The sequence below is a fragment of the Mesorhizobium sp. A556 genome (assembly GCF_054489545.1).
Genome location: NZ_JBTMXA010000001.1, coordinates 530,786 through 547,767, shown reverse-complemented (window position 1 = coordinate 547,767; position 16,982 = coordinate 530,786). Strand labels below are relative to the sequence as shown.

Annotated in this window: 18 protein-coding genes; 3 read left to right on the top strand and 15 right to left on the bottom strand. The window is 59.6% G+C overall.

What is annotated here, in order from left to right:
- Positions 1-20: 20 nt before the first annotated feature.
- Together ACX3P0_RS02780 and ACX3P0_RS02775 are read left to right on the top strand one after the other, a co-directional pair.
- A complete protein-coding gene (locus tag ACX3P0_RS02780) occupies positions 21-1,868 on the top strand; it encodes a DUF4214 domain-containing protein (protein ID WP_459086400.1) in 1,848 nt (615 codons plus the stop codon).
- A 98-nt stretch (positions 1,869-1,966) separates the two neighbouring features.
- Entirely contained in the window at positions 1,967-2,179 is a 213-nt protein-coding gene (locus ACX3P0_RS02775) for a hypothetical protein (RefSeq protein ID WP_459086398.1), read from the top strand.
- Here the strand turns inward: ACX3P0_RS02775 and ACX3P0_RS02770 are convergent.
- Positions 2,163-4,088: a hypothetical protein gene (locus tag ACX3P0_RS02770; protein ID WP_459086396.1), complete on the bottom strand. Its 1,926-nt coding sequence runs from the start codon at positions 4,086-4,088 to the stop codon at positions 2,163-2,165. The genes ACX3P0_RS02775 and ACX3P0_RS02770 overlap by 17 nt on opposite strands.
- 61 nt (positions 4,089-4,149) lie before the next feature.
- Between ACX3P0_RS02770 and ACX3P0_RS02765 the strand changes: the two genes are divergently transcribed.
- The gene (locus ACX3P0_RS02765) at positions 4,150-4,428 is read left to right on the top strand and encodes a hypothetical protein (RefSeq protein WP_459086395.1); all 279 of its coding nucleotides are present in this window, start codon (positions 4,150-4,152) and stop codon (positions 4,426-4,428) included.
- An 11-nt stretch (positions 4,429-4,439) separates the two neighbouring features.
- Here ACX3P0_RS02765 and ACX3P0_RS02760 read toward each other — a convergent pair whose 3' ends face one another.
- The 14 genes from ACX3P0_RS02760 to ACX3P0_RS02695 all read right to left on the bottom strand — a co-directional run bounded on the left by ACX3P0_RS02760 (position 4,440) and on the right by ACX3P0_RS02695 (position 16,907).
- The gene (locus ACX3P0_RS02760) at positions 4,440-6,305 is read right to left on the bottom strand and encodes a hypothetical protein (protein WP_459086394.1); all 1,866 of its coding nucleotides are present in this window, start codon (positions 6,303-6,305) and stop codon (positions 4,440-4,442) included.
- 92 nt (positions 6,306-6,397) lie between these two features.
- Positions 6,398-7,330 carry a hypothetical protein gene (locus ACX3P0_RS02755; RefSeq protein WP_459086392.1) on the bottom strand — a complete coding sequence of 311 codons (933 nt, stop codon included), beginning with the start codon at positions 7,328-7,330 and terminating at the stop codon, positions 6,398-6,400.
- On the bottom strand, positions 7,331-7,690 hold the full coding sequence (locus ACX3P0_RS02750) for a hypothetical protein (RefSeq protein ID WP_459086390.1): 360 nt from the start codon (positions 7,688-7,690) through the stop codon (positions 7,331-7,333).
- A 125-nt stretch (positions 7,691-7,815) separates the two neighbouring features.
- Positions 7,816-10,011: a carbohydrate binding domain-containing protein gene (locus tag ACX3P0_RS02745; RefSeq protein ID WP_459086389.1), complete on the bottom strand. Its 2,196-nt coding sequence runs from the start codon at positions 10,009-10,011 to the stop codon at positions 7,816-7,818.
- A gap of 3 nt (positions 10,012-10,014) precedes the next feature.
- Positions 10,015-10,203, bottom strand: coding sequence for a hypothetical protein (locus ACX3P0_RS02740; RefSeq protein ID WP_459086387.1), 189 nt, complete (start codon positions 10,201-10,203; stop codon positions 10,015-10,017).
- Positions 10,203-10,853 (bottom strand): hypothetical protein, encoded by a 651-nt coding sequence (locus tag ACX3P0_RS02735; protein WP_459086385.1) that lies wholly within the window; start codon positions 10,851-10,853, stop codon positions 10,203-10,205. Before ACX3P0_RS02735 ends, ACX3P0_RS02740 begins: the two co-directional genes overlap by 1 nt.
- Before the next feature lie 18 nt (positions 10,854-10,871).
- Positions 10,872-11,273, bottom strand: coding sequence for a hypothetical protein (locus ACX3P0_RS02730; RefSeq protein ID WP_459086383.1), 402 nt, complete (start codon positions 11,271-11,273; stop codon positions 10,872-10,874).
- Position 11,274: 1 nt separating this feature from the next.
- Positions 11,275-13,044, bottom strand: a complete 1,770-nt coding sequence (locus tag ACX3P0_RS02725; RefSeq protein WP_459086381.1) for a hypothetical protein — start codon at positions 13,042-13,044, stop codon at positions 11,275-11,277.
- A 9-nt stretch (positions 13,045-13,053) separates the two neighbouring features.
- A complete protein-coding gene (locus tag ACX3P0_RS02720) occupies positions 13,054-13,641 on the bottom strand; it encodes a phage adaptor protein (RefSeq protein WP_459086379.1) in 588 nt (195 codons plus the stop codon).
- Entirely contained in the window at positions 13,642-14,310 is a 669-nt protein-coding gene (locus tag ACX3P0_RS02715) for a hypothetical protein (RefSeq protein ID WP_459086377.1), read from the bottom strand.
- Entirely contained in the window at positions 14,310-14,618 is a 309-nt protein-coding gene (locus tag ACX3P0_RS02710) for a hypothetical protein (protein ID WP_459086375.1), read from the bottom strand. Before ACX3P0_RS02710 ends, ACX3P0_RS02715 begins: the two co-directional genes overlap by 1 nt.
- The gene (locus ACX3P0_RS02705) at positions 14,611-14,817 is read right to left on the bottom strand and encodes a hypothetical protein (RefSeq protein ID WP_459086373.1); all 207 of its coding nucleotides are present in this window, start codon (positions 14,815-14,817) and stop codon (positions 14,611-14,613) included. The genes ACX3P0_RS02710 and ACX3P0_RS02705 overlap by 8 nt, the downstream gene beginning before the upstream one ends.
- A gap of 89 nt (positions 14,818-14,906) precedes the next feature.
- Positions 14,907-15,887, bottom strand: coding sequence for a DUF5309 domain-containing protein (locus ACX3P0_RS02700; RefSeq protein WP_459086371.1), 981 nt, complete (start codon positions 15,885-15,887; stop codon positions 14,907-14,909).
- A gap of 12 nt (positions 15,888-15,899) precedes the next feature.
- Complete coding sequence (locus ACX3P0_RS02695; protein WP_459086370.1) at positions 15,900-16,907, bottom strand: hypothetical protein; 1,008 nt, start codon at positions 16,905-16,907, stop codon at positions 15,900-15,902.
- Between the last annotated feature and the right edge of the window lie 75 nt (positions 16,908-16,982).

Sequence of the window (16,982 nt, the reverse complement as noted above, 5' to 3'; positions counted from 1 at the left end):
TGTAAGGGTAGGGAGCGAGCATGACCACGAACGCAGAACTGATTACGCAGCTTTACATTGGGTTTTACAATCGAGCGCCTGACCCGGTTGGTCTTGAATATTGGCTTGGCCGCATGGATGCTGGCGTTTCGATCCAGGACATCGGGGATTCTTTTGCGGCTTCCCCGGAAGCATCTGAAACCTATTCGTTTCTTTCAGACCTCGGTTCGGATGTCGAAGGCTTTCTAAGCCAGGTTTACATGAACGTGTTCGGTCGCCCGATCGATGCCGATGGCATGGCGTATTATCTCGCGCGTCTTGAGGCTGGAGAAGACCCCGGCAGCGTTGTGACTTCCATTCTCGGCAATGCCGACACGAACGATGGCAGCCCAGATCAGCAGTATATCCAAAACAAGGTCGACGCCGGCCTGTATTGGGCGGAACAAGCGGCCAACAGCGGCGTTGACATCTACGACGACAACGGGCGCTTGAATGACGCCGCCAACGATTCAGCGCATGGCGTTATCGAAACCGTAACTTCCGATCCTTCTACCGTGGCCGGATCCACTGGCGGTTCCGATGATTTCTTCAACCCCCCGGTTGATGACGGTGGCGACACTGGTGGTGGAGGCGGAGGCGGCGGCGGAGGCGGCGGAATTACCGTCCCGGGCGCAACCTATGGCGACCTCGCTGCGAATGACGGGCATGGCAACCTTTTGGCTGGTGGTGGCAACCCTTCTAACGGCTTCATGATCGGCAAAGATAGCGGCGGCACTATCGAGCTTGGCCTTGACGTTCGATACGAAAACGTAGGGCCTGATGTTCCGCTTGATCACGGTAATGTCTTCGTCGTTGACGCAGATCAAGGCGCTGCTGTCCGCTTCGCCTATTCGGCAAGCGGCATCGACCTCGCCAACTACGATTACACAATGCAAATAGACACGGACCCCAGTGCCGACACTGATTTCGCGACGTTCAAGTTGGTGCCCGACGCAGACACTGGCGATAGCGACGCACGCCCATCCCATTACGATTGGGTGCAGATCGACGACGCTGGCGATCTTATCGACCCTCTCGTTAGCATCGTTGATGATGGCGGCGAAGGAACGACGACACAAAACATCCAAGCCATTCGGTGGTACAACGATGACCGAGATATCCAAGCCGGCGAGACTTACGATGTAAACCTCACGGCTACGATCAAAGACACCGATACGGTTGTGGCCGAAACCGCTATCGTGATCCAAAGCAACAAGGGCACATCGACCGAGAGCGTTGGTGACCTTGCCGCCCATGTGCTGGGAAATCTTTACGCTGGGACCGGCAATCCTAACACTGGCTTCGCCACGGTCGTCTCGGAAGCCTCACAGATTGAACTCGGGCTTGTCGGCTGGATTGACAATGAAGGTCCCGTTGCCGGCGCGGCAGATTCTGAAGGTGTTTTGCACTACACTCTCGACGCATCCACCGCCCGCTTCGTTTATTCGGTTGCGTCTCTTGATGACGACACGCTGTCCGCCAACACGTTCAAGCTATGGATAGACACCGATCCTGACGCGGGCGTGCAGGATTATCAAGTATTCGAGCTTGCCGCTGGAGACCCAACCGACGTGTTTTCTTACAATCTGGGTGACTCTATCTATCAATGGGACCACAGCGCCAGCGATAGCGACGGCAGTTTGACACTCGGCCCCATAATCGATGATGGTGGCGATGGCTCGACGGGCAAAGTCACTCAGAACATCCAGAACGTCGCATGGTTCGACAATGATCCGTCAGATGTACCCGCAGTCGGTCAATACGACATTAAGCTCGAAGCGATCGGGGCTGACGGCGTGACCGTGGTCGGCATAAACCACATTGTTCTGGATATTGGGGCAGTAGTCTAACCCCGATTTCTCCTTTCAAAGCCCGCTGCCCGAAGTTCCTGGTGGCGGGTTTTTTTGACGCTCTGGAATTCCCTCGAGTGAACTGCTATTTCTCTGCCATGCAGATCGATCACAACCCCGGACTATCCCGCCGAAACCGCGCCGGTATCCTCTACGGTATTTGCTTCATCCTGTTTGCCGCAGCCATGGCGGGCATTCACTGGCTAATGACGGGCATCAGCGTCGATTTTGGCACAGGCTTTGTTGTCGGCGCTTTTCTTGGCGTTGGCTTATTTGCCCTTGCCTCCCGCCGCGTCAGGGAGATGGACTAGCCGCCATCACCTCAAATGGGCTGCGCTTCTGCGCGAAAGCCGTGAAGACCGACCGGGTGATAAGGTTCGCCTTGTCGGCGGCAATATCCCCACGCTTCTGGGCCGCCCGAACAAGTTGAATAGCCCGGTTGAGCGAAGTCTTGTCATTCGAAGCCAAGAGGTTGGCCAGTTCAGTGTTCGTCCGCTGTTGGGCGGCTGATCGTGCGTTGCCGAACAGTTTATCGCTCATCCGAGCCGCCGCCGTGCCGAAGTCCATATTCGCGGCCCGTTCAAGAACGCCAGGGTTGCGAGCACCAGCGCCGACATCCTGCTGCGCTGCCAGTCTTGCCGCCGTTTCCGAATTGCCGGTGACAACATCCCGTGTCTTGGTGAAAGCCGTCTCGGCATCGAGCGAGTCCAGAAGCTTCGACGCTTGATCCTTGCCGACAAGCACTTCCAGCTTTTCCTTGTTCCATCCCTTCTGGAAGGCCGACCTTGCGGCCAATGCGTCATTCCGGGCCGTACCCATGATCTGCGATACCTTGGAGCGCGCTCCCTGAACGAACGCTTCTTTCTCCGCACCGCCCATTTTCAGCATCTGCGCCCGCAACTGGTTCGGGGTCAGATTGCTGGCGAAAGCGTTCTGGCCTTCCTCAAGCGCATCCCGCACCTGTGCTGGGCCGGAATAAGCCTTGCGCGCCGCCGCATACTCAGGGACGTGATTGTCCATTTGCTGAAGGATGCCCTTGCGGATATTGTCGAGAAGACGGGCCTCGTTGTCATTGCCGGCGCGTTTGGCGGCAGAGTGCATATCGTCAAGCGCGCGCTTCGTCAGGTCCAGTTGGCGAACGTCGGGGACATTCTTGATATTCACGGTTCCATCATCCGCGACCTGGGCAAACCATTGCTTGGAAGGCAAACCTTCGTCGGCCGCCATTCGCTGCGCCTTCCTGAGCGCATCCGCCGCCGAAGGACGTTTGAGAAGATATTCCAGTGTCCGCGTCCATGGGATCGGCTTGGAATAGGCAGCGTCGTAGAGCGGCCCGGCGGTTGCCTTGGCTTTGCTGATAATCTCATCGGCCATGGCTGAGGCATCGACCGGCCCGCCAAGGGCTTCGTCCATCGCCCCCGTTACGCGCTGCCCTGCCCCTGCCTGCCGGGTGCCAATAGCATCACGAACGACGCGCTGGGCCGTGCCGGGGGAAGCCGCAAGTGCGCCGGCCTGCCTTTGCAGGTTTGGACCAAGGTCCATCGGCATTGCGTCCGGCCCCATGGAGGAAAGCCGGGACGTAACGTCCGTGACATCATCCGCGCCCGCCGCCCGTGAGAACAGGCGCTCAGCCGCCGTAGTGCCGCTGCCGACACGGTTTGCGACGGCGCGAACGCCTGCGCCGATGACTTCGCCTGCGGCTGGACCAAGTAGACCAAGACCCGCACCCCATTTTAGACCATTGATCGCAGCGTTTGGATCGCCGCCCGACCTTACCGCTGCATCAGCGCCGCCGATCCCGGCCCCCGTCAACGCACTGGCCCCGGATCGCAGAAGCAGATTGCCGCCCCCTGCCCCAAATGCTGCCGGTGCCGCCATAACCATCGGTGCCGTCCCAGCAACAGCGCCAGTCAGTTGCGCCCCGGTGTTCAGCTTAGGATTGGCTTCCTTTTCCGCTTCCGAACCCTGCTGGATACGGTCGAGGATTTGCGAGTAATTCTGGTCTGAAAACGGCGCGAGCGTGAGCGCGGCCGCACGTTCCACGCCGCCCCGGATCAATGGGCCGACAACGGGAATGCCTTCCAGAATGCCACCGGACAGCACGCGCGCTTTGCTGACAGCGTCCGTATCGGAAGGCGCGGCGGTATCTGCCGGCTTCTGATACTTCGACCAAGGCCCTTCTGCGGCCTGTCGCTGATACCGTTCCCATGGTGCTAGCATTAGTGGACTCCGGTCACTTGCGGTGCTTGAATTGATCTTCGAGGCAAGGGAGGTTCGACAAATGCCGAGTATCAAGTTGGGAGATGTTTCCGCCGAGATAATTGATCCGGGTGACCTGCTGCCCGTCTACGCCGATTTGGTTGCCGATATTCGGATACTGGACGGCGTTCTGCATCTGACGCTGGCAACGCTCGTTGTCGAAGGGTTTGGTACCGATGCCACTCACAAAGCCCGTGTCTGCGCCAAACTGCGCGTTGCTCCCACCACCCTGCAATTTATCCAGAATGTGCTCGCAGCACCGCGCGAGGAAGCGCCTCCACCCGGCCAAAGGATGAACTGAAGGCATCGCCGCTACTCCGTTTTGTCCCAACTCGTTGGGCTTGCCGGATCACCGCCGTTGAAGCGATAGCCGTCAACGACATCCCCGACCTTCGGCAACCCGTCACCGCCGCCGCCCTTGTAAGAGTCGATAAACGGCTGCAACCCAAGTTCCTGAATGCGTTCTGGCGAGACGTTCTTGACGATATCATCCGCGATCCGCTTCGACCGGTTCTGAATGCGCTCCACCGTCTTCTGGAAGATTTCAGGCTCGGTATTGTCGGGGTTCAGCGCGCCAATATCGCTGATGAGCAAATCAAGCTCTTTCTCGCTCAGAGCGCCGAAACCCGTCGCCCCGGTCGAGGACATCTCTTTGAGACGGGTCATTGCGCCGAGAGCCACGCCGCTTTGCAGCGTGGAGACATAGGACCGCACCTTGCCCGCCGGCGTGCCGGAATACAGAGCAAACGGGCGCGAGAGAGTGCCTGTGGCTGGAGTGTCGGCGTTTTTCAAAATGTCGAGGACAGACGCCGTTGCGTCCATCGTTGTTTCCGCCTTATCAGCGTCCGAACGCGTCTTGGCGGCGTTCAGGCGATCTTGTTCTTTTGCCGCCGCCTGAGCAGCAAGATCGGCAGGCGACCCCGGAATTGCCGCCGCCTTTGGAAGCCCGGTATTGGGATCAATTACTGGCTGGCGCGTCTCTGGATCAAGCACATAGCCATAATCAGAAGACAGCTTTCCAAGGCCTGGAGCGCCGTCACCGCCGACACTGACGTTGGTTGCACCGGCCTTTTTCTGCGCAAGTTGGAAATCCACGAACGAGCCGGGGAAGCCCTGTGACTTAGCGTACTCGTACTCGCGGATGTTCGACGGCTGTTCCTTCGGGGTCGCCCGCTTGATCTGTTCGTCGTAAATATCGAGGTACATTTTGCCCTTGTCGAAGGCTTCCTTGCTGGGAGCCTGCGCCAGGTACCGCGCTATCGTATCGCGCTTGCGGTGCAGGTCGTTCAGGTCAACACCCTGTCCAGTCTGCGCCTGCGCAACCTGTGTCGGACCCGCATCAGCCTGCGCCGGCTTGCGCGACTTCTGCCGCACCATGGCAATGTCAAGCGCGTCCTTGGCTGAGAAGCCCTGATCGATAAGCGCGGCTGCTTCCGGGTCGTTCTGCTGCAACCATGCGACGGTCTTGTTTGGAGCGGCCGATCCACCGGACGCGGAAGGGTTGACCTCGATCCAGCCCTGACCGCCTGTCGCGCCGGCCATTCCGGTCGTTTCGGCGTACTGATACGTTTTGCCGTCATTGCCCTGAAGGATAGTGCCGGGCCGCGCAGTGGCCGGCAGTCCACGATCCGGTTTCGCCAACGGGATTTCAGCGCCGGGACCGGGAGCAGGAGCCGCTTCGAGGTAGCCGGTATCCGCAATCGGCCCGCCGACATTGAAGCCAGCCGGCTGGGCCGCGCCGCGCTCTGAGAACACATTCGCGCCGCCGTATTCCTGCGGCATTTGCAGGCGCTCTGCGGCGGGCGGCAAGGCAGAGGCATCACTGACGCCCGAATAGGTCACGGCGCTCTCAGGCGACGGCTGCGAGGCTCCAGTGTAGCTTGGGCCATCGAGAGATGGCATCTGGGAAAAGAACCGATCGTTAGCGGCGTTGGCCTTTTCAGATGAAATCTGATCCAGCCGGATTTTCGCGGCCTGCGGATTGATCGCCAAGGCTTTTGCTTCCGGCTCGGAAACGCCAGAGGCAATCAAGGCCTGAGCCATGGCGTCCCGAGACGCCAGCGTGTCGGAGCGATCCTGATCGATCGCATTCTGACGCATCTGCTGGGTTTGCAGCCCGCCATAGAACTTGCCAAAATCCTGCAACGGCGCATTGCGAGGGCTGGACATGAGCGACATGCCCAACGCCTGAAGCATATTTCCGCCAGTCGGGGAATTCACGTAATCGGTAATTCCGCCGCCGAGGCCACCAAGACCACCTGCCATGTCAATCACCCAAAAAGCTTGCTGAGAAGGTCACCGCCGACCGTGCCGCCAGTGCTCGACGTGCCGCCAAGGACAGTCCCGCCGAGGCCAAGAAGCTGCTGGAACGTGGACGGCGAATTGTCCGGCTGGGTATTCGTGCCCTCAGTCGTTCCCCATGAGGCCGTGTCGTAAACGCCGGGGGTCATCGAGGCGAGGTACTTGAGCATGTCGAAAGGCACGTCGAGGCTCTTCTGAGACAAGTCCTGCTGCGTCTGCCCACCTGCCAGAAGCCCACCAATCGCGCCCATCTGGCGCTGCTGATCGGCGGTCATGATGCCCGATGCCGCCTGAGCCGCGTTGACCGCATTGTTCGAATTGGAGATGTTCGTCTGCTGGCGCATCTGCGCTTCGGCCAAGGCTTGAGCCGACGCAGTGTCGTAGCCCTGAGCCATAAGCTGGGAAACCATGTCGCCAACGTTCTTGCCGTAGCCGCGAGAGGCTTGCCCGCGAGCAAGAGCCTCACCCGACCCACCAAATGCCGATCCGTTGGCGTATCGAGCGGCTATTCCCGCATCGTTGTTCTGGTATTCCCGTCGCATGCTATCGACGGTGTTCCGACCGACATTCTGCAAGTACGGGTTCATCAACTCGCCAATGCGGTCGGTGTCGATTTGCGCGGCCTGTGCCTGGGACCGATCACCAAGACCCTGAATAAGCCCGGACGCATTGTCCCCACCATATTGCAGGGCCGTACCCCGCAGCATGTCGAAGCCTTTGTTCTGGTCAGGATTGAACCCGGCCAAGGCCTGCGTCGGAGCGTTGCCGAGGAAATTCTGCGTCAGGCCCAGCCCAAGACCGGCAAGGCCCTTCTGCATGTCCTGCGTCCACGGTGCGTAGCTGGTGCCGCCTGCCGTGTTCGTTGAACTGGTGGTCGTTTGAGTATCGCTACCCTTGCCCATCTATATGTCCTTCACACTTATCGTGATGATTTCCCGGTAGCCGGGCAGCGCACGTGGCCAGCCCTTGCGGCCGACGATGCCGATCCGATTTGCACCGATGGATTTGCCCCACGCTTCGATGCGCTTTTCGAGCCGCAGACAGCCGGCCATTTTCCCGCCGCCAAGCCAGCATTCGATTTCGACAAACCCAGTGTCGTAGCGCTCGATGCGGGAGACGACAGCGGCGTCCTTGTCGGTCCAAAGCTGTGCCCGGCCATCCAGAAGCCGTTGGAGGATGCTTTCCTTCGTATGCAGGTTCCCGTAGCGCCGAACTGCCCTTTCAAGCATGGGCCAGACGCGGGCATATTCATCCAACATCAACGTATCGCGACCTCTTTGAGCCTATGGGGTAACCCCATTCGCCTGCACCCCGCCGATAAGGGGTTACCCCGTTCGTAACACGTTGATCTAACGTGCATATTTGGGGTTACCCCTTAGGGCCTTCATCAGCGTTTCGCGCCGGACTTCGCTATTTCCAGCCGGATCGCGCCCAAGCGCCAGAAAGCCCCCGAAGTCTGGCCGGTAAGCCGAAGCTTTGCCTGTCTGGCCATGGCGCGGAAATTGACCTTGAGCGTGGTCGGGGTCGAGACGCCGGCAAGCTTTTCAATCTGCGGCCCGTTCGGATAATTCCGCGTCGTCACCTTGAACTGGATATTTCCTGTCTGGCCTTTGAAGTCAGGCATGATCCCGCTCAGGAACAGAAGGTTCGTGCCGTCCTCGATGTCGAAATCCGAGGTTTCGAGATATTCGTTCAGGGCTTGACCATTGGCGGTATAGCCCTGCTCATGCTCCATAATCAGCCCGTCTGTCGTCAGGCCGTAGGGATTGGTAAGGACGCCCTGCCCTTCCCACGCTGTGCGAGCCATCTGGTGCAGGACCCACGGAACGCCGTCATCAGAGCCTTCGGTCCATGAAACCACCGCAACACGGCTGCATTCGCTTCCATCTCTCGCGTCGGGGAAGAAGAACCACGCTTCCGAGAATGCCGAGTTGATGCCGGCGTGGATCTTCGCCAACTGGTTATCGTCCAGATTGTCGAACACTTCCTCGCGAACGGCGCATGGCAGGATTTCCGGAACGCCCAACGAGGTCGCACCCATGCCCCTGAACATGAAGAACTGCTTGGTGTTTGCCATCCACATGACGAAGCCGTTTTGCTCGCACATGGCATGACGGGAAATCAGCCCGCAACTGGTGCCGAGTAGATCGGCCTTGAAGGCCTCTCCAGGGTTGCCGAGCCACTGGAGCGAGAAAACCCCTTCATCGCCCCAGACGAGGTTCTGTTGGCGTGTAGCGAGGCCTGCTACAAGCTTGCCGCCGCCGCCGCGCAAGGTGAACTCGGATGCGATGCTACTGGTGTCAGGCACCCATGAGCGGTTGTTTCCAATATCGCTGCAACGAACCGCCGTTGCGCTGTACTGCCCGTCAACCTGCGTCGTCCCGAGCGCCACCACAACGCCCCGAGGATCGACAAACATGGCGTCAACCCGAGGGGGAGCCGTGATGATCCGGTAGGCCTTGTCGAGAAGCTGGTAGCTGACAGTGTCGATCGATCCGGCGAAAGTGGCATCGCCTTCGAAAACAACATCCACCGCATCAGCAGGGCACAGGAAGATGCGTTCGACCGTGAACGTCCCGACTTTGGAAATTGCAGCCGAAGCCGTTCCAACGTCGATCACGGCCGGGGTCAGGCCCGCGTTCATGCGAAACTTGAGCGTGCCAGCCGTCAGCGTGACATCGAATTTGACCTTGTAATACCGCCCGCCTTCAAGAACACCGTCCACGTCCTGAGACAGGTTTGACGCGGTTCCTGCGGTCTTGGAAACCTTGGCCGTTCCCCAAGTCCAGCCCGTTCCAAGCGCCCAGCCGCCCGCGTCCGTATCGAAATCACCATTATAGGCGAGGTCGAGATATTGAACCTCCGGCTCGTATTCGAAGATCCCGTAGCCGGATGGATTGGCAAGGAGATACTCGCCCCAATTATCAAGGTTCCACACCCTGAGTTCGGTGATGCTTTCGCCCGATGATCCATATGGCCCGTCGCCATAGGTGCCCGACCCGTAGCCAGTCAGCGGATTATCTTCCAACCCGACAGGCAAGGCAGCAACGAAATCGATATTCCCGCCGCCCGGCGTCGTCACCGTGGACGTGGCAGGCAATCCCGCATCGAACGTGAAGCGCGCCTCGGTGAGCACTTCATCGACCGTGTAATCGCCGTCGAAGACCAGCCCACCAACTGAAGACTGATGATTGGAGAACGTGAACGTGTCCCCGGCCTCAAGCCGATGGAAATCGAGATAGACCGTGACGATGTTCGAGGTGTCCACGGTCGTGAAAGCATCGGTCAGGACAGTGTTGTGCAAATCCGGCGTAATGTCCCGCAGCGCCCCGCCGATCAGAGAATACAGCTTTTCGTTGGTCCCGAATGCGAAAGCGCGCTTGCCCTCCAGTGTCCGCCACGAATGACAGCCCCGCGCCTTGCCCTCGAATTGGGCCGTGACCGCTATTTGCCATCCACCCACGACCTGCGGCATTTTGCGATAAAACCGGACGTGGTTGCTGTCCGAATACCCGCCCTCGTTTTGAAGGCTGGTATCGACCTTGTTGATGCCTGCGCGGAATTGGGGGGTGAACAGCGGCATGAACTATTCCTGCGGCCGGTATGGCGTAGAGGGAGGCGTGTGGTCGTAAGCGTCCTGCACGGCCTTCTGGTTGGCTTCGCGTTCGGCAAGCAGCGCCGTCACTTGCGCGCTTGTCTTGCCATCCGCCAAGGCCTGCAATTCGGCTTCTTCGTTGGACACCACGACGCGAATACGTGGGATCGGGCGGCCCATTAAAGGAAGCCCTGCTTTTTGCTGCTGGTGTTCGGCCCATAGACGCCGGTCAGTCCGCCGCTTGGATCGAACACGCCGGAAGTCCAAGATGGATCGACGCCATCCGGCATCGTGGGAGCCGTGAGCGGTCCCCCGGCCTGTCCGCTGATCTGCCCGAAGTTCGGATCGGTGTAGTTAGCGCCCATGACGCCGTTAAGCTGGCCCCAGCCGTTCATCGAGCCATAGGCCTGCTGCTGGCGTGTTTGGTTCTCGCCGCGCTGCTGCTGGGCTTGCTGGGCTTGCTGGAGCATCGCCAGATATTCGGGATTGGTTTCCTGACCCACCATCACGGTCTGGTCGCTCAGGACATGGCTGCCGCCACCCCCGGTGTAATATTGCGAGTCCGGGGCAAGGCCGCCAAACTGGGATGCCGCCCGCTCGACCTGCGGGATAAACTGCTTCGCGAAATCGGCGTTATAGCCCGTTGATCCGGGGACCAACTGAACGTCACGAAGGCCGAAAGCGTCAACCGTCTGAGGGATCGCATCGAGGCGCGACTGCCAATCGTTCGTAAACTCCGTATCGGACATCACCTGTTTGGATGCGGGCGAACCGCTGCGTTGCGGATATGACGAGCCACCCAGCCCGCCAAGGCCTCCAAAACCTGCCATGATTTTTCTCCTGAAGTTTTAGATTTCCGCCGCAGCGGAGTAGAAGGCGTCCACCTGTTCAGGCGAATAGCCGAGGCCGGCGAAACCCGCCTGCATCATCGGTTCGGATCGAAGGAAAGTGCCGCTCGTCTCATATGCGATCTGGATGGCGCGATCCTGTGCCGCGATCCATGCCTCGACATCATCGATCAAGCCAGCAGCGAGAAGCTGGAGCTTGAACTGGCGCGAGGTCACGCGGTCAGGAATGGTCGGAGGCTCCGGCGGCGGCGGCGAAAACGTCTCACCGTCATAGGTCCAGCCGGTGCCGCAAACCTGATATTGCCCGAGGATTATCCAGCCCCGCGATACCGCAAACCCTTCGGTTTCGACGTTGACGACGTTCTTCACGACGCCGCTTTTGATGATGGCTGCTCTAATCATATCAACCCCACCAAACCCGGACACGGCCGCCGCCGCCGTTGCCGCCAGCACCGGAATTGTTGTTACGCGCTCCGCCGCCGCCGCCGCCGCCCGCACCCAAGCCGCCATTGCCGCCTCGGCTCGCCGCACCGCCTTGGTTACCACCACCACCGCCGCCGCCAGAAAGCGGACCAGGGGCGTCGCCCCCAGCCGTCGAGGCGGTCGCATGGCTCACACCCGCTGCGCCGCCGCCGCCATATGTGTTCGAGCCGGAGAGGCCACCCGCGCCGGGAGCCGTAAGCGCATTGGCGCTGCTTTCACCACCGCCGCAACCACCACCACTTCCTGATCTGACTGACGAGCTACCGGGTACGCCAGGGCCAGTACCCGGCGAACCGCCGCCGCAAGCGCCACCAAAGATCGTGCTTCTATCGGAATCTGTGGTAGCGCCGGATGAGCCGGCGAACCCGCTGTCTTTTGTTGAGGACAGAACACTACCCCAACCGGGACCATCCCCACCGGAGACTGATGAGGAACCACCGCCACCGCCCTTACCGCCCGCGCTAGATACGTAGGGGCCGAAGGAAGACGTACCGCCATCAGTACCAGCCACCCCCAGCCCGTTCACGGTAACGGACGGCCCGCCGGTCCCACCGGCACCGACAGTGACCGTCACGCTGCTCGCCAATTCGGTCGGATTAAGCCACTTGGAGACTGATGGAGCGCCACCGCCGCCGCCGCCGCCTGTCTTACTTGTGGATACAGTCTCTCTACGGCCCGATCCGCCCCCGCCGCCAGCACCTAATGTCTCGACATACACCCACTTCGCGGTTGCCGGTTTGGTCCATGCGGCACTTGCGAGAAACTCTTGATAGCCGTGCGCCAGTGCCGCGATCTGCTGGACGCCTCGCAGCGGTGTCATTGCCTTTGTGTTGTTCGTCCCCGCTTCGGCTTCGGCTTGTGTCGCCAGAGCCAGAACAAGGACCGCGTTCCACGCGCTTCCATCGTAGATATTGATGGTTGGTGTAGCTGCCGTGTTGAGATAATAATCGCCGGCCTGTAGCGCTGAACCATCCAGCCTTGTTGCCGGATCGGTAGCACTCGCCCCGACGAACATGCCGGCAAGCTGCGTAATGTCGTCGGAGATCGGCCCCAGCAGCGCAACACTGGCTGCAACCGCAGCAAGGTCGGTGATCGCGTCTGTTGCGGTCGTGCCGTCCTGAATATGCGCCAGCGTGACGATTTGAGGCGCTATTGCTGCGACGGTCCCCAAATCGCTTGAGGCCGCCAGCGTGTCGATATAGCCTTTTGACGCCGCATCGCCGTCAGCAACCGGATCAGCAAGATTGATGATTTTCTGGCTGTTGAGATCGAGAGAGGCTGTAGGCTTCGCAACCTTGTCCAGCGTCATATCGCAGACAAAGCCATCGGTCCCGTCGCAATACCACATGGCATAGGTGCCGGCCCTGATAACCGCGCCTGTTCCGCCCTGTGGCGTTACGGTAATATCGGCGGCGCAATTGTTGACGACCCAATAGGGCTTGTCCACCTGCGGAACCGTGACGATAAACCCGCCGGCCCCGGTAGCGACAAGGACGAACCGCCGAGCCTGATCCGACAGGTAATTCGCAACGGTCAGCGTGACGTTGGCCGCGACCGCGATTTCCGAGACGCCAAATGCTTCATCGGCAAGATCGAGCGCACCCTGATTGAGTTCGACGCCCCAGGAGTCTGGATTGTCGTATGTCGCCTGCTTCATAAGTCGCAGGCGTGAGGTGGGGGATGATGCCATGGGGATTTCCTACGGGGTCGCGCCGCGAACGCGGGTTTTGGCCCGAGCGAACTTTGCGCCGTTGTCTTCGCTAACGAGGCCAGTCATTGCCTTGTCGAACATCGCGCCCCAGACGCCCATGCGCTGGTCATCGGCCATGAACGGCGCGGCTTCGATCAGCGCGCCGTAAAGGTAGAGGCTGGGATAGCGCGTCAGCAGCCAGTTTGACTGGTTGGATACGGTCAGGGCCGGGACGGTCTGGTAGTAATCAAGATCGACAGTCGCGGCCTTGTCGAAGACGCGGATGTTCGAGCCTGAAATGGTGAAATACGGGCCTTCCTCGTGGCGGTCAGCCCATCCTTCATCGGTGACCTCAAGGTCACAATGCGCGCCCTTCACCCGCCTGAATTCCAGATAGTCTGAGGGCAGCACCCCGACGCCATCGGTGATGGTGATTGTATCGCTTGCTTCCATCCAGCGAACGCGTAGCTCGCGGTTGAAGCGTTCTTCCGCCAGTCCGATGAATGTCGGGATTGCGTCTTCAAACTCGGTATCGCCGGCCCGCCATGCAAAGGAGGCAATCGACGTGAGCAGGTCGGAATAAGACGACAGGGCCATCTACTTCGTCCCCTTGCCCACGAGCAACGGACGGTCGTTGATCGCGTCCTGCATGGTGAATGTGTGGTAGCCGATGTGCCCGACTTCGCGGGTCAGATCGTGGTCGATCCATGTCGTTGCGCCGATCTTGGAGGCCTCACGGCAGAAATAGACATCCTCGCCAACCATCGACTTTTTGGCTTCGTTCCAGCCAAGGCAATGCCAAGGTTGGGCGAGGTTTTTGTAAACCTCCGTCTCCACCAGCATCACGCCCATGCCGAGGAAATCGACCTGCTCAATGCCTGTCTGATCTTCCGTGTAGAGCCAAAGACCATCCTTCGATGTCGTTGGTTTGGCCGGGCGCTTTCTCTGCGAATACCCTGCCCCGACGATCGGCTTTGAATGAGCAAACAGACGGTCAATCGTGTCCGCCGGGAAAATCATGTCACTGTCGAGCCACAGGATATGCGTGGCTTCCATCTCGATTGCGGTCTTGGCAAGCATGTTGCGCATGTCGGGCAAGAGCGTGCCGAGGTCAGTGAGATTGATGATCTCGGCCTGTCCGGTGCCGACGAAATGGGTGCAGAAATGAGCAACCATCTTGACCCACGAATGGGTGAATTCCGAAGCCGTGAGGTCGCGCGTCGGGACGCAGACGGCAATTTTGGGGAGGACTTCCGGCTCGCTCATCAGAGATGCCCCGGCCAGATCCTCATGAACCGATTGTCCGAGTCGTTCAACAGAGCTTTGATCTTGGCTTCATCGCGGAAATACCCCTTCCGCCACCACTCATTGGCGATGATCTCCGGTATCCGAGCGACCATTTTCCCGTCACCCCAGCGGTCGGAGTTCGTGACCATGTTGAAATCCGCCTTGTTCTGGTCGAGCAAGGGTTCAACATCCTGGACGTGCTGGATGACGAACTGATCGTCATTCGTCGGCACGTAGTATTCGGTCACACCCAAAGGCGACCGATGAAGCAGCCGGCGATCAGACATATGTGGCATACCCCAGACTGACGAGATTTTCGGCTTCATGGGCCGGGAGCGGGATTTCGACGCCGGGACGCACCCAGCGATTGCCGTGGTCGGAAGCGCCTTTCGAGGTCATGCAGGGACGAAGCCCCATGCGAACCTGACGCTCGGTCGGCTCGGGCAGTGACGCGATTTCTGGCGCGGCTTCCATCTCTGAAATCATCTGGGGCTTCCTGCGTTTGCGTGACATTGCTCACCTCAAGAAAAGGGGCGGCGCGGACGCCACCCCTCACTGTTCAAAAGACGAAGCCCTTACGAGGTCGTAAGGTCGGCCACGATGCCGTGCGCCGCCTCATTGTTGACCACCAAAGTCTTCTCCATAACGATGTGCTTCCGTTCGGAGTCGCCGACCTTGGCCAGGTCTTCCGGCTTGAGAGGACGAAGCGTGCCGATCTTGATGTGTTCAGGATCGATCAGGAACGCATCCCTGTCGCGCTGGAAGATGTTCGTCACGACCTGCAACGTGCCGAAATCGCCCAGATAGACATCGGCAGCACCAATCACGGTCGCCATCGATCCCTTGGTATTCTGAGCTACGTTCGAACGCAGCGTGGCAATGCCGGGGAAGTTCGTCGCATTCGAGAACTGGCCCTTGTTGTAGGTGCCGAGCATCAGGATAGTCGGCTCGCCACCGTTCTTCTTCAGCGTCTGTTGCACGCCCTTCAGAAGCGTTTCGGTGAACGTCCTGAAGCCGGTCGTAACGTCCGTCGCTGCGACGGTCAGGCCGGTGGAAGTCGAGAAGCCGCCCGACGCACCGCCCGATGCGCGACTGACGTTGGAGGTCAGCCACGAAGGCAGGCCGCCAAGCTTCGACGCCGTGGTGTTGTCGCCCACAAGCGAGGCCTGGTTGTTGAGACAGATGGCCTCGAAATCCCGGCGCTGTTCACGGCCGATCTTGACCATCTGATAGGCCATTTCCTTGGCCCGGCCGGCCTTGTCCACCGCTTCCAGCGTGCCGGAAACTTCCGCCGTATCCTTGAGGATTTGCGTGTAGTTCTTGACACGCACGGTCGGGGTGCGGGCAACATTGACAGAAGCCGCGCCTTCGACGTGAGCGTTGGAGGTCGATGCGGCACGAAGGGCGTCAGTCTGCCATTCGTGAGCGCGGTTGGTGACCTTCACCTTGCCAGCGTTCGACTGGAGAGGCGTTTCGAATGGGGAGATGTCGTAGATCATCCCCTCGAGGTCTTCACGAATGCCTTTGGCATCGTATGCGGTATATGTATCAGCCATTTTGGCTATTCCTTATCCAAGTGCTTTTGCCAAGAGGGCGACGGCATCATCCGCACGCCCGGTTTTACGCAGCTTGGCTCGTTCTTCCCGGTAGGCAGAATTGGAACGTTCAGCGTCGGACGTGCGCTTGCCCGGTTGTCTAACCGGGGCGGCGTCCTTGGCTTTTTCCGCAGCTTTCGGCTTGGATGCCTGGAGTTTCCGGTAGGCAATGGCGTCTCGGATCATCGGGATAAGCCGATAATCGCCCACTCCATTCAGTTCCTCTTCCGAAAACCCGTAAACGTCCTGCCCGAACTTCTTCATGTCGCGGGCGAATTCCGTCCGCTTTGCCTCATCACGCAGAGTTGGCATGACTTCGAAGAGTTTGTGCTGGTTCATCCGGAGTTGCTCTTGCTTTTGAGCCTCCGTCTGATGGTTCTGCTGAGCTTGGAAATGCTCACGCGCCCTCATCAACTGCTGCACTTGGGCCTGTTTGCCTTGGAACTCCGCGACCTGCCGGTTGTAGTGGTTCCAGCGCTCGCTATTGCCTAGCGGGTCGTTGGGGTCTTCGGTCGGCATCTCGGGAGGTTTGGGCGCGTTGGCCTGCATGAAGTGTTCAACGAGGGGCATTACCTGCTGGAAGAACTGCGCCTGCCGCGCAGTCTGCGCCGCATGCTGGGAAACGGACGCGCGTTGCGTCTCAATCTCCTGCTTGTGGCGCGGCAGTTCACGAAGTTCGGCCATGTCACGCTTGACGTCGCCCCATCGTACCGTAGTTCCGTCGCGCAGACGCATCGGCATGTCAGGGTCGAGCTTTTCAATGTCGTAATATTCAGGCTCGTCTTCGTCGGATTCTTTTTCGCCGTCTGCCTTGTTCTCGGGATCGTCGTCAGCGCGCGGCAGATCGTCGTTCTCGGCTTCCGGGTCCGGCTGGTTTGTCTCGGTTTCGTCCCCGAGCATGGACTTTGCGAGGATGTCTGCCGCAGCATCATCCGTCATCACCTCGCCCGCAGGCGAAGTGTTTTCCAGTTCGTCTTCCATGGTGTCGATTGCCTTATGTTCCACAGACGGGGATCGGACCCGTCAATGCGCGGACGCACCGCAGATTGTGGCTTC